Genomic DNA, 11,803 nt, shown 5'->3' on the forward strand with positions numbered 1-11,803 from the left:
TCAATGAAGATTTGATGAAGTGTCGACAATCGTCTAACAAGCCCCCGGGTTTATACCTGAGCGGAGCGGTCAGCCGGCGGCGCTGTCCGCGGGAATGGCGGATATCCCTTCCTCGGGCCTGCCTGCCGGTGCTGCCCAAGCCCGCCTGGCTCTGTACGAAAAGTGTCTGCGCATCGGTGATGCGTCGTTAAAAATCGGTTCGGAATGCTCATTTACAGCACGTAAACTCCGCTTCCTCACCGATTTTTGCCTAGCCTCACCTTCGCTCGACGACTTCTCGTACAGATCCTCGGATCGGCGGAAAAACGGAGATCGCGCACATGCAACTCTACGATCGCTATGTCCTGCCCCGGCTGATCGATTTCGCCTGCGGCCTGGGCGATGTGATGAAGCAGCGCTCGCTGCTGGTGCCCCGCGCCCAGGGCCGGGTGCTGGAGATCGGCCTGGGCACCGGGCTGAACCTGTCGTTCTACGATCCGGCGAAAGTGTCGACAATCGTCGGGGTCGACCCGGCGGCGCAGATGCAGAAGCTCGCCCGCGAGCGCGTCGCGCGCATCGGCATCCCGGTGGAGATGGTGGCGCTGGAGCTGGGCGAGATCCGCGCCGACGCCGGCAGCTTCGACAGCATCGTCTGCACCTTCACCTTGTGCAGCATCCCCGATGCCGTGGCGGCGCTGAAGGAAATGCGCCGGGTGCTCAAGCCCGGCGGCGAATTCCTCTTCTGCGAACACGGCCTGGCGCCGGATGCCGGCGTGCGCGCCTGGCAGCACCGGCTGACGCCGGTGTGGAAGCCGCTGGCCGGCGGCTGCCACCTCGACCGCGACATGCCGGCGCTGATCGAGGCCGGCGGCTTCAACCTGCGCGAGCTGACCCAGGACTACCTGCCGGGGCCCCGGCCGATGACCTACGTCTACCGCGGCATGGCCGACTGACGCGGCTCAGGCGGCCCGGCCCAGCGGCGTGACGCTGAGGATGTGCGAGCTGCTGAGGAACAGGTCCTGCACCGCGCCGCGGGGCGACTCGCCGCTCTGGCAGTCGTCCAGGCGCACCATGGCGGGCGCATGGCCTTCGTGCAGGGCGAGGAAGTCTTCCCGGCTGATGCGGCCGTGGAGGATGCGTTGCGGGCGGTAGGGAGACCAGGTCTCCACTTCGACCCAGAGGCTGTCGGGATCGTCATGCATGGTGGATGGTCCGGTGGGAAAAATGGGGCGTCTACTCTAGACAGCGGCCCGGCGCCGAGTTCATCGGAGGTATCCGATAAATTTGTAGGAAATTATTTTCCTCCAGGGCGTTTCTCCCACGGCGACGCTGCAAAAGCTGCCGCCCAGTCTCCGGAGAAGTCCTCGAACGGTGCCGCCGTGGTGTCGGGCTGTCTGCAGGAGCGGGAAATCGGTGTTGCGGAATTGGCCGGGCGGCTCGGCCAGCCGTCCGAGGCGGCGTTCAGCCGGGCGTTCAAGCGGTGTATCGGGGGCGTGCGGTGCGTGGTCAGGAGGGGGCGCTTTTCGTAGGAGCGGACCTTGTCCGCGAAGGCGTAACAGGCCGGCCTTTCGGCCGGATCGCGGACAAGGTCCGCTCCTACGAAAGCGTCATTCGGATCAGAGCTGGATATCGTCGCGGATCAGCACGCAGGTGCAGCCGTCGTTGTCTTCGCGCCAGTCGTGGAGGAAGTACATCTGGATCTTGCCGGCGTCCATCACGGCCAGGAAGTCGCCGACTTCCGGCACGAAGAAGCCCGGCGTGCCCGGCTCGGCCTCGGACTCGATGCGCGCGTTGAAGAACAGCGCCGGGTCGGCATCGTCGAAGAAGTCTTCACGTTCGGCTGCGTCCCAGTCGGCGGGGGCTTCGAAGGGGCCGAGGAAGAGGACCTTGGCGTCGCCCATGTCCAGCTCTTCGGCGTCCGGGTCGTTGTCGTCCGGACGGTAGACGTTGGCGTCCAGCGCCTCGGCGCTGGCGAGGATGGCGCGGCGCGCGGCCATGCGCTGCTGCGGGTCGACGCCGGCATCGGCGCAGAGCTGGTTCCAGAGGGTTTCGGCTTGGGTGGACATGGTGGCTCCCGCTCGTGCGGCCGGTGGAAAGGGCGCTAGTGTCCGGGAGGCGGTAGCGCAGATCAATGGGGCCGGTGACGCGCGGGAGGCTATTCGCCCTTGAGGCCGTACTTCTTCACCTTGTCGAACAGCGTGGTCTTGGCCATGCCCAGGGCCGCCGCGGCCTGGCTGAGGTTGCCGGCGTGGCGTTCCAGGGCGGTGGACAGCAGGCTCTTCTCGAAGGCTTCCACGGCCTCGGCGAAGCGCGGCTCGCCAGCGTCCGGGCCGAGGTTGCCGCCGGCCAGCACCGGCAGGCCGAGGGCGAAGCGTTCGGCGACGTTGCGCAGTTCGCGCACGTTGCCCGGCCAGTCGTGGGCCATCAGGGTGGCGGCGGTGGCGTTGTCGATGGCCGGCGCCGGGCGGTCGAAGCGCAGCGAGGACTGCTGCAGGAAGTGCTCGAAGAGCATCAGGATGTCTTCGCGGCGCTCGCGCAGCGGCGGCAGGTTCAGGGTGACCACGTTGAGGCGGTAGTAGAGGTCGCTGCGGAAGCTGCCGTCGCGGCCCATGGCGGCGAGGTCGGACTTGGTCGCGGCGATCACCCGGCAGTCCACCGGGATCAGTTCGTTGGAGCCCAGGCGTTCCAACTGCTGTTCCTGCAGCACGCGCAGCAGCTTGATCTGCAGGTTCAGCGGCATGCTCTCGATCTCGTCGAGGAACAGGCTGCCGCCGTTGGCGTGCTCGATCTTGCCGATCCGCCGCTTGCCGGCGCCGGTGAAGGCGTGGGCCTCGTGGCCGAAGATTTCGCTGTCGATCAGGCTTTCCGGCAGGCCGCCGCAGTTGAGCGCGACGAAGGGCTTGGCCTGGCGCCGGCTGTAGTCGTGCAGGCAGCGCGCGACCAGTTCCTTGCCGGTGCCGGTCTCGCCTTCGATGAGCACGTTGGCCGAGGTGTCGGCGACGTTGGCGATCAGCTCGCGCAGCGCCTGCATGGCCGGCGAGCGGCCGATCAGCCGGCTTTCCAGGGCCTGGCGGCCGGCGAGCTGGCGGCGCAGCTGGCTGACCTCGCGGGTCAGGGCGCGCTGGGCCAGGGCCCGGCGCGCGGTTTCCACCAGCTTCTCGGGGGAGAAGGGTTTTTCCATGAAGTCGTAGGCGCCGTCGCGCATGGCTTTCACCGCCATGGCGATGTCGCCGTGGCCGGTGATCAGCACCACCGGCAGGCTGGGGTCGAGCGCCTTGAGCTTCTCCAGCAGCTGCAGGCCGTCCATGCCGGGCATGCGGATGTCGCTGACGACGATGCCGGGGAAGTCGGCGCCGACCTTTTTCAGCGCTTCCTCGGCGCTGCCCACGCCGTCGCTGTCGATGTCTTCCAGGGCCAGCGCCTGCTGGCAGCCGAGGAGGACGTGCGGGTCGTCCTCGACGACCAGGACGCGCAGGGATTCTTCGCTCATGTGGGGTTCTCCAGGGCGGGCAGCAGCGGCAGGTTGAGCTCGAAGGCGGTGCCGCCGGCCTCCGGGTGGGCCACGCCGAGGCTGCCGCCGGCGGCGGTGGCGAGGCTGGCCGAAAGGGTCAGGCCCAGGCCCAGGCCGAGTTCGCCGGGCTTGGTGGTGAAGAAGGGTTCGAACAGGTGCGCGCGCGCGTCCTGCGGGATGCCGGGGCCGTTGTCGCGCACCACCAGGCGGTAGTGGCCGTCGCCCTCGACGCGACCTTCCAGCCAGAGCTGGCGGTCCTCCTGCGGGCCCATGGCGTCCAGCGCATTGGCGATGAGGTTGACCAGTATCTGCTCCAGGCGGGTCTGGTCGATGGCCAGGCGGGCGTCGGGGACATCGCGGTGCAGGGTCACCGGCACTTCGCCCAGGCGCACCTGCAGGACCATCAGCGCGGCGTCCACCGCCTGGCCCAGGGAGGCCTGGCCGTGGTCGTCGGCGCGCCGGGCGAAGGAGCGCAGGCTGGCGGTGATGCGGCCCATGCGGTCGACCATTTCGTTGATGGCGACCAGGTTGCTGCTGGCGACGTCCAGCTTGCCGCGCGCGAGGAAGCGCACGGTGTTGCCCGAGAGGGTGCGCAGCGCCGCCAGCGGCTGGTTGAGTTCGTGGGCGATGCTGGTGGACATCTGCCCGATCACCGCCAGCTTGCCGGTCTGTACCAGGCGGTCCTGGGCCTTGCGCAGGGTTTCCTCGGCCTGCCGGCGTTCGCGGATCTGCTCGCGCAGGTGCTGGTTGCTGGCGCGCAGGTCGCCGGTGCGTTCGGCGATGCGCCGTTCCAGGGCGTTGTTGGCCTGCTCCAGCGCCTCGCGGGCGGCGAGGCGGGTGGCGATGACCTTGCGCCGCTCGTTCCAGGCGATCAGCAGGAAGGCCAGCAGGGCGAAGCCCAGCGCGGCGAGCATGCCGTGGATCATCGCCTCGCGGCGCACGTCGTGCAGCGGGCTGAGCAGGGTGAAGTTCCACGAGGTGTCGTTCAGCCGGCGGGTCTGCATCAGGTAGCTGACGGGCCGGTGGCCGTCGACCTCCGGCGCGCGCGGCGGGAAGCTGATTTCCTCCACGCCCTCGCCCAGGGGCCGGCGCGAGAGCGGCTGCCATTCGTTGAGCGCCCACCAGTAATACTGCAGGCTGCGCGCCAGGCGCTCCTTGTCGTCGGCGCTGAGCGGGCGCACCGCCTGCAGGCGCAGGGCGGGGTCGCTGGAGAGGATGATGATGCCGTTCTCGTCGCTGACGAAGGCTTGCAGGCGGGCCTTTTCCCAGCGCTGTTCGAGCGCCTCCATCCGCACCTTGACCACCGCCACGCCGATGATCCGGTCGCCGCTGACCAGGCCGTGGGCCAGGTAGTAGCCGGGCTCGCCGGTGGTGCTGTCCATGCCGTAGAAGCGCCCCGGGCGGCCGGCCATGGCGTCCTGGAAGTAGGCGCGGAACGACTGGTCCTCGCCCTGGTAGCTGTCCACCTTCTGCCAGTTGCTGGTGGCCAGCACCCGCCCGGAGGTGTCCAGCAGGTAGATGGCGCGGCTGCCGGCGCGGCTGTTCAGACCTTCGAGGTAGGCATTGACCAGGCTGCGGTTGTACGGGGTGGGGTCGAGCAGCAGGCGGGTGACGTTCTTTTCCAGCTCCAGCACGCTGGGCAGGTAGGAATAGCGGCTCATCTCGCTCTCCACGCCGCGGGCGTGCAGCTCCAGCTGGCGTTCGCCGCTGCCGATCAGGGCGCGGGTGCCGGCGCCGTCGCTGACCAGGTAGCCGCCGTAGCCGAAGCCCAGCGTGAGCAGGAGCAGCAGGAGAGGCACGAGGAGGTTGCGCAGCAGGCGTGGCTTCACGATGAGCGGCGGTGGCAATGGGCTGGGAGCGCATTGCATCACAGGCGCCCGGGCCGAACCAGCCCAACACCGGGGGGCGGCGATGGACTGGCTCGGGTACCACACGGTGCGCTCTCGCGGGCTTAGGGCTTGACCACCAGTCCGACGCCGCGGCCGCGCGGATCGGAGGCGGTTTCCAGGGCCTTGCCGTCGACGCGGATGGCCTGGATGTCACCCATGTTCCAGCCCTGGTCTGCCAGGGTGTAGCCCAGGGTCTTCAGCTCGTCGGCGACCTTGCCGGTGAGCGGCGCGTAGGCGTCGAAGTAGAGGGTGTCCTTGGGCAGCAGCTGGTGGTGCACGCGCTGCGCGGCCACGGCCTTCTCCAGGGGCAGGTGGTAGTCGTAGACGTTGTTCAGCACCTGGAAGATCGAGGTGAAGATGCGCGAGCCGCCGGGGGTGCCCAGCACCAGGCTGACCTTGCCGTCGCGGGTGACGATGCTCGGGCTCATGGAGGAGAGCATGCGCTTGCCCGGCTCGATGGCGTTGGCGTCGCTGCCGACCACGCCGAAGGCGTTGGCCACGCCCGGCTTGGCGCTGAAGTCATCCATCTCGTCGTTGAGCAGGAAGCCGCCGCCCTTGACCACCACGCCGCTGCCGAAGTCCCAGTTCAGGGTGTAGGTGTTGCTGACCGCGTTGCCGTCCTTGTCGACGATGGAGAAGTGCGTGGTCTGGTGCGGTTCCAGGCCCGGGCGGACCTTCTCGGTTGCCGAGATGGCGTCCGGATTCACTTCCTTGGCGCGCCTGGCGATGTACGCCGGATCGGTCAGCTGGGCCACCGGCACCTTGGAGAAGTCCGGGTCGCCCAGGTAGTCGGCGCGGTCGGCGAACACGCGCTTCTCGATCTCCGCGAGCAGGTGGATGTACTTGGCGGAGTTCAGCTCCACGCCCTTGAAGTCGGCGGCGCGCTGTTCCTTGATGCCGATCAGCTGGGCCAGGGCGATGCCGCCGGAGCTCGGCAGCGGCGCGGTGTACAGGGTGTTGCCCTGCCAGTCGATGCGCATCGGCTCGCGCCACTTGGCCTCGTAGCCGCTGAGGTCCTCGGCGGTGATCAGGCCGCCGTCGTGCTTCATCTGCGCGACCAGCAGCCTGGCGGTCTCGCCCTTGTAGAAGTCGTCCGGGCCCTTGTCGGCGATGCGCTCCAGGGTCCTGGCCAGCTCCGGCTGCCTGAAGGTCTCGCCGGGTTTCATGGTGCCGAAGTAGTCGCCGAAGTTGGTCTTGCCGTTGAACAGCGCGATGGCGTCCTGGCGGTACTGGTATTGCTGGTCGGCGACCTTGAAACCGGTCTTGGCGTAGCCGATGGCCGGGGTCAGCAGTTCGCTCCACTTCAGCTTGCCGAAGCGCTGGTGCGCCTCCCACAGGCCCATCACGGTGCCGGGCACGCCGGCGGCCTTGGTGCCCACCAGGCTGAGGTTCTCGATCACCTCGCCCTTGTCGTTCAGGTACATGGTCTTGGTCGCGGCCTTCGGCGCGATCTCGCGGTAGTCGAGGAAGTACGGCTTGCCGTCGACGTACAGGGTCATGAAGCCGCCGCCGCCGATGTTGCCGGCTTCGGGGTAGGTGACCGCGAGGGTGAAGGCGGTGGCGACCGCGGCGTCGACGGCGTTGCCGCCCTTCTTCAGGACTTCGGCGGCGACCTTGGCGCCGTACTGGTCCGGCGCCGCGACCGCGCCGCCGTCGAGGGTGGCGGCGAAGACCGAGGAACTGGCGGCGAGGATCGCGACGCCCAGGGGGAGTTTCGTGAAGTGGAGCACGCGCATGGGACTTCCTTTTTATTGTTGTGCGTCAGGTGAGGTGGAGCGCCCCGGCGAACCGCAGCGCCCCGGGAGTATCAATGCGGCAGGATCTTGGCGAGGAACTGCTGGGTGCGTTCGGCACGGTTGTGCAGGTCGCCGAAGAACTCCTCCTTCGCGCAGTCCTCCACGATCTGCCCGCGGTCCATGAAGATCACCCGGTCGGCGACCTTGCGCGCGAAGCCCATCTCGTGGGTCACGCACATCATGGTCATGCCTTCCTGGGCGAGCTGGACCATCACGTCGAGCACCTCGTTGACCATCTCCGGGTCGAGCGCCGAGGTCGGTTCGTCGAACAGCATGACGATCGGGTCCATCGCCAGCGCGCGGGCGATCGCCACGCGCTGCTGCTGGCCGCCGGAGAGCTGGCCGGGGTGCTTGTGCGCATGGGCCTTGAGGCCGACGCGGTCGAGCAGCTTCATGCCCTTGTCCATCGCCTCTTCCTTGCTGCGGCCGAGGACCTTGCGCTGGGCGATGGTCAGGTTCTCGGTGATCGACAGGTGCGGGAACAGCTCGAAGTGCTGGAACACCATGCCCACGCGCGAGCGCAGCTTCGGCAGATCGGTCTTGGGATTGGCGATGGAGGTGCCGTCGACGGTGATGTCGCCCTTCTGGAACGGCTCCAGCGCGTTGACGCACTTGATCAGGGTCGACTTGCCCGAGCCGGACGGCCCGCAGACCACCACCACTTCACCCTTGGAAACCCGGGTGTTGCAGTCGGTGAGAACCTGGAAGTCGCCGTACCACTTGCTGACGTTATCGATGGAGATCATACGGTTAACCTTTTCTGCAGGCGCTTCACGCCGAAGGACGCGGCGAAGCTGATGACGAAGTAGACGAGACCGGCGAAGATCAGGAATTCATGGGGCTGGCCGATGATGTCGCCACGCGAGCGGGCGGCGTTGAGGAAGTCCATCAGGCCCACCGAGTACACCAGCGAGGTGTCCTGGAACAGGATGATGCTCTGCTGCAGCAGCAGCGGGGTCATCTTGCGGAACGCCTGGGGCAGGATGATCAGGCGCATGGCCTGGCCGTAGGTCATGCCCAGGGCGTAGGACGCGCCGATCTGGCCCTTGGGGATGGCCTGGATGCCGGCGCGGACGATCTCGCAGTAGTAGGCCGCCTCGAACATCATGAAGGCCACCAGGCACGAGGTGAACGCGCCCACCGGGGTGTCCTCGCCGGTGATCCAGCGCAGGATGAACGGCACCGCGAAGTAGAACCAGGTGATCACCAGCAGCAGCGGGATCGAGCGGAAATAGTTCACGTAGAAGCCGGCGATGTTCGACAGCAGCTTGCTGCTCGACAGGCGCATCAGCGCCAGCAGGGTGCCCAGCACCACGCCGCCGAGCACGCCCAGCGCCATCAGCTGCAGGGTGGCGAGCATGCCCTCCCAGAGGCCGGGGAGGGCAGGAACGATCTGGCTGAAGTCCATCATTTGCCTCCCACGGAGATCAGGCCCGGCACGGCGACCTTGCGCTCGACGAAGCGCATGCCGAGCATCAGGCTCATGTTCAGGGTGAAGTAGATCGCCGTGGCCAGGGTGAAGGCCTCGAACAGGTTGGCGCTGAACTCGGCGGTCTGCTTGGTCTGCGCCAGCAGCTCCATGAGGCCGATCAGCGAGGCCACCGAGGAGTTCTTGAAGACGTTGAGGAACTCCGAGGTGAGCGGCGGAATGATGATGCGGAAGGCCTGCGGCAGCAGCACGTGGCGGTAGACCGCCGGCAGGCGGAAGCCCATGGCGCTGGCGGCGGCGAGCTGGCCCCTGGGCAGCGCCTGGATGCCGGTGCGCACCTGTTCGCAGACCCGCGCGGCGGTGAACAGGCCCAGGCACACGATCACGCTGATGAAGGCCGAGGTTTCCGGCGCGATGCCCAGCTTGAACCAGTCCTGCAGCGGCTGCGGCAGGTAGTCCGGCACCAGGAAGTACCAGATGAACAGCTGCACCAGCAGCGGCACGTTGCGGAACAGTTCCACGTAGGCGGTGGCGATGCCCGACAGCCAGCGGTTGGGCAGGGTGCGCATCACGCCCAGCAGCGAGCCGAGCGCCAGGGCGATGATCCAGGCCGTGAGCGAAACGGCGATGGTCCAGCCCAGGCCGGTGATGAACCAGTCCAGGTAGCGTTCGTCGCCGATCCCGGTGGACTTGAAGAACACGCCCCAGTCCCAGTTGTAATCCATGTCGGGTTTCCCCTCAGAGTTGTCCACGTTCCGCTGCGCGTCGGCCGAACTGCATTGGCGGCAGGTTCGCGGAGCGTGAGCAGGCATTTGTTTTCACGGTACGAAGCCGGAAGCGGGCGCAGAGCGGCCCGCCACCCGCGGGTAGCGGATGTTCCGGATTCGTCAGGTTGGGATATGGGCCGGGAGCGCCTGGCTGGCGCTCCCGATCCCCCGCGCGGCTGTGCCTTATGGGCTCAGCCGCGCGCGACCGTTACATCTGCTCGGCAGACTTGTCGGTCGGAGTGGCGATCAGCTTCTTGAGCTCATCGCTCATCGGGAAGTTGAGGTTCAGGTTCTTCGGCGGGATCGGCTGCATGAACCAGTGGTCGTAGATCTTGTTGATCTCGCCCGAGGCGAAGGTGCCGGCGATGGCCTGGTCGACCACCTTCTTGAACGGCGCATCGCCCTTGCGGACCATACACGCGTAGATTTCGAAGGACTGCGGGGTGCCGACCACGTGCCAGTCGGCCGGATTCCTGGCCTTGGCCATTTCGCCGGCGAGCAGCGCGTCGTCCATCATGAAGGCCACGGCGCGGCCGGATTCGAGCATCAGGAAGGACTCGCCGTGGTCCTTGGCCGAGATGATGTTCATGCCCATCTTCTTCTCGGCGTTCATCTGCTTGAGCAGGCGCTCGGAAGTGGTGCCGGCGGTGGTCACCACGTTCTTGCCGTTCAGGTCGGAGAATTCGTTGATGCCCGAGCTGGTCTTGGTCAGCAGGCGGGTGCCCACTTCGAAGATGCCGACGGAGAAGTCGACCTGCTTCTGGCGCTCCAGGTTGTTGGTGGTGGAGCCGCACTCGATGTCCACGGTGCCGTTCTGTACCAGCGGGATGCGGGTCTGGGAGGTGACCAGGTTGTAGCGTACCTTCAGGTCGGGCATGCCCAGCTCTTTCTTCAGCGCCTCGACGACCTTCAGCTGCAGGTCGTGGGAGTAGCCCACCGGCTGGCGCGGATCGGTGCCGAGGTAGGAGAACGGGATGGAGGCGTCACGGTGGCCGAGGACGACGGTGCCGGAGTCCTTGATCTTCTTCAGGGTACCGGTGAGTTCTTCGGCGACCACGGGAGTGGCGAGCAGGGCTGCGACAATGGCGGCGCCCAGCGCACGGGGTGCGAAACGCATGGAATCTTCCTCGACTGGTTGTGTTTGTTATTCAGTCCTGCGACTGGCGAGGGGTAGCCATGCCGCATGCTCGGGATGAACAGGAGCAGGCTCTGTGCCAACTCTTCGTTATTTCGGCAAGTTACTGAATACAAAGGATATTTTTTTGATCCGCGCGATGCCGGGAATGGCTCGGCGTTCGGTCATCCGGATATTCGCGGAAATCACGTTCGGAAATCCGAACGAAAGGGCGCTGTGCGCCGGCCTCAGTCCTTGTCGCTGACCTGGCCGGCGGCGCGCTCCTCGCGGTGCAGCAGTTCGCGCTTGCGCGGCAGCCCCCAGCGGTAGCCACCTTCGCCCGCGCTGCCGACCACCCGGTGGCAGGGTACCAGCAGGCCGACGTTGTTGCTGGCGCAGGCGCGGGCGATGGCGCGCGGATGGCTGCCCAGCTGTTCGGCCAGTTCGCCGTAGCGCCGCGTCTCGCCGCTGGGGATGCGCGTGAGGGCGTGCCAGACGCGCAGCTGGAAGGCGCTGCCGTGCAGGTCCAGCGGCAGGCGGGCGGCCTGTTCGGGTTCGGCCAGCTGCGCCAGCACCCGGTTCAGCCAGTCGCCCAGGCCGGCGTCGTCGCGCACCCGCTCGGCGGCGCCGAAGCGTTCGGCCAGTTGCCGTTCCAGCTCGCCGGCATCGTCGCCGAACAGCAGGGCGCAGACCCCCTTGTCGGTGGCTGCCAGCAGCATCCGGCCCAGCGGGCAGGGTGCGATGGCGTAGCGCAGGCGCTCGCCGGCGCCCTTCTGCCGGCGTTGCGCCGGGCTCAGCGGGGTGGCGCTGGCGTAGAGGGCGCGGGTTCCGGAGTAACCGGCTTCCAGGGCCGCATCCAGCACCGAGCGCGCCTGCGGCAGGGCGGCGGCCAGGCGCTGCTCGCGCCGGGATTCGGCCCAGGCGCGCGGCGTCAGGCCGGTGCGGGCCTTGAAGGCGCGGGCCAGGTGCGAGGCGGAGAGGCCGATGCGCCCGGCCAGTTCGCCGAGGGTCAGCGGCTTGTCCGCGCGGTCGAGCAGCTCGCAGGCCGCGGCGACCAGCGCATCCAGCTGCTCGCGGGGGCTCGGGCCGTTCGGCGTGCAGCGCTTGCACGGGCGGAAGCCGGCGGCTTCGGCGGCGGCCGCGTCGGCGTGGAAGGCCACGTTGCCGCGCGCGGGCCGCCGCGCCGGGCAGTTGGGGCGGCAGTACACGCCGGTGGAGCGCACGCTGAAGACGAAGCGCCCCTCGAAGCGCGGGTCGCGCTCGCAGACGGCCTGCCAGCAGCGTTCGGGATTCAGTTCGATGCTCGTCATGGCGGGTC

At 67.7% G+C, this 11,803-nt stretch carries 11 protein-coding genes; 1 reads left to right on the forward strand and 10 read right to left on the reverse strand.

From position 1 onward, the window contains the following. The first annotated feature begins 320 nt into the window (after positions 1 to 320). Positions 321 to 932, forward strand: coding sequence for a class I SAM-dependent methyltransferase (locus AC3B6A_RS04185; RefSeq protein ID WP_488401051.1), 612 nt, complete (start codon positions 321 to 323; stop codon positions 930 to 932). A gap of 6 nt (positions 933 to 938) precedes the next feature. Here the strand turns inward: AC3B6A_RS04185 and AC3B6A_RS04190 are convergent, their stop codons facing one another. The 10 genes from AC3B6A_RS04190 to ada all read right to left on the reverse strand — a co-directional run bounded on the left by AC3B6A_RS04190 (position 939) and on the right by ada (position 11,795). Continuing rightward, the gene (locus tag AC3B6A_RS04190) at positions 939 to 1,181 is read right to left on the reverse strand and encodes a hypothetical protein (RefSeq protein ID WP_488401052.1); all 243 of its coding nucleotides are present in this window, start codon (positions 1,179 to 1,181) and stop codon (positions 939 to 941) included. 414 nt (positions 1,182 to 1,595) lie between these two features. After that, positions 1,596 to 2,045: a hypothetical protein gene (locus AC3B6A_RS04195; RefSeq protein WP_488401053.1), complete on the reverse strand. Its 450-nt coding sequence runs from the start codon at positions 2,043 to 2,045 to the stop codon at positions 1,596 to 1,598. Between the two features lie 89 nt (positions 2,046 to 2,134). Then, positions 2,135 to 3,469, reverse strand: a complete 1,335-nt coding sequence (gene aauR / locus AC3B6A_RS04200; RefSeq protein ID WP_488401054.1) for a two-component response regulator AauR — start codon at positions 3,467 to 3,469, stop codon at positions 2,135 to 2,137. Then, positions 3,466 to 5,358 (reverse strand): sensor histidine kinase, encoded by a 1,893-nt coding sequence (locus AC3B6A_RS04205; protein WP_488401055.1) that lies wholly within the window; start codon positions 5,356 to 5,358, stop codon positions 3,466 to 3,468. Before AC3B6A_RS04205 ends, aauR begins: the two co-directional genes overlap by 4 nt. A gap of 83 nt (positions 5,359 to 5,441) precedes the next feature. Next, positions 5,442 to 7,115, reverse strand: a complete 1,674-nt coding sequence (ggt, locus tag AC3B6A_RS04210; protein ID WP_488401056.1) for a gamma-glutamyltransferase — start codon at positions 7,113 to 7,115, stop codon at positions 5,442 to 5,444. Positions 7,116 to 7,186: 71 nt separating this feature from the next. Beyond that, complete coding sequence (locus AC3B6A_RS04215; protein WP_488401057.1) at positions 7,187 to 7,921, reverse strand: amino acid ABC transporter ATP-binding protein; 735 nt, start codon at positions 7,919 to 7,921, stop codon at positions 7,187 to 7,189. Further along, a complete protein-coding gene (locus AC3B6A_RS04220) occupies positions 7,918 to 8,586 on the reverse strand; it encodes an amino acid ABC transporter permease (protein WP_488401058.1) in 669 nt (222 codons plus the stop codon). The genes AC3B6A_RS04215 and AC3B6A_RS04220 overlap by 4 nt, the downstream gene beginning before the upstream one ends. After that, complete coding sequence (locus AC3B6A_RS04225; RefSeq protein ID WP_488401059.1) at positions 8,583 to 9,329, reverse strand: amino acid ABC transporter permease; 747 nt, start codon at positions 9,327 to 9,329, stop codon at positions 8,583 to 8,585. The genes AC3B6A_RS04220 and AC3B6A_RS04225 overlap by 4 nt, the downstream gene beginning before the upstream one ends. A gap of 250 nt (positions 9,330 to 9,579) precedes the next feature. After that, the gene (locus tag AC3B6A_RS04230) at positions 9,580 to 10,488 is read right to left on the reverse strand and encodes a glutamate/aspartate ABC transporter substrate-binding protein (protein WP_488401060.1); all 909 of its coding nucleotides are present in this window, start codon (positions 10,486 to 10,488) and stop codon (positions 9,580 to 9,582) included. Between the two features lie 245 nt (positions 10,489 to 10,733). After that, positions 10,734 to 11,795, reverse strand: a complete 1,062-nt coding sequence (gene ada / locus AC3B6A_RS04235) for a bifunctional DNA-binding transcriptional regulator/O6-methylguanine-DNA methyltransferase Ada (protein ID WP_488401061.1) — start codon at positions 11,793 to 11,795, stop codon at positions 10,734 to 10,736. Between the last annotated feature and the right edge of the window lie 8 nt (positions 11,796 to 11,803).

The organism is Pseudomonas sp. B12(2026) (assembly GCF_057767015.1).

Coding starts and splice junctions, on each gene's coding strand:
- AC3B6A_RS04220 (WP_488401058.1), bottom strand. CDS start 8,586: ATGATGGACTTCAGCCAGATCGTTCCTGCCCTCCCCGGCCTCTGGGAG.
- AC3B6A_RS04185 (WP_488401051.1), top strand. CDS start 321: ATGCAACTCTACGATCGCTATGTCCTGCCCCGGCTGATCGATTTCGCC.
- AC3B6A_RS04225 (WP_488401059.1), bottom strand. CDS start 9,329: ATGGATTACAACTGGGACTGGGGCGTGTTCTTCAAGTCCACCGGGATC.
- ggt (WP_488401056.1), bottom strand. CDS start 7,115: ATGCGCGTGCTCCACTTCACGAAACTCCCCCTGGGCGTCGCGATCCTC.
- AC3B6A_RS04195 (WP_488401053.1), bottom strand. CDS start 2,045: ATGTCCACCCAAGCCGAAACCCTCTGGAACCAGCTCTGCGCCGATGCC.
- AC3B6A_RS04205 (WP_488401055.1), bottom strand. CDS start 5,358: ATGCAATGCGCTCCCAGCCCATTGCCACCGCCGCTCATCGTGAAGCCA.
- aauR (WP_488401054.1), bottom strand. CDS start 3,469: ATGAGCGAAGAATCCCTGCGCGTCCTGGTCGTCGAGGACGACCCGCAC.
- ada (WP_488401061.1), bottom strand. CDS start 11,795: ATGACGAGCATCGAACTGAATCCCGAACGCTGCTGGCAGGCCGTCTGC.
- AC3B6A_RS04215 (WP_488401057.1), bottom strand. CDS start 7,921: ATGATCTCCATCGATAACGTCAGCAAGTGGTACGGCGACTTCCAGGTT.
- AC3B6A_RS04230 (WP_488401060.1), bottom strand. CDS start 10,488: ATGCGTTTCGCACCCCGTGCGCTGGGCGCCGCCATTGTCGCAGCCCTG.
- AC3B6A_RS04190 (WP_488401052.1), bottom strand. CDS start 1,181: ATGCATGACGATCCCGACAGCCTCTGGGTCGAAGTGGAGACCTGGTCT.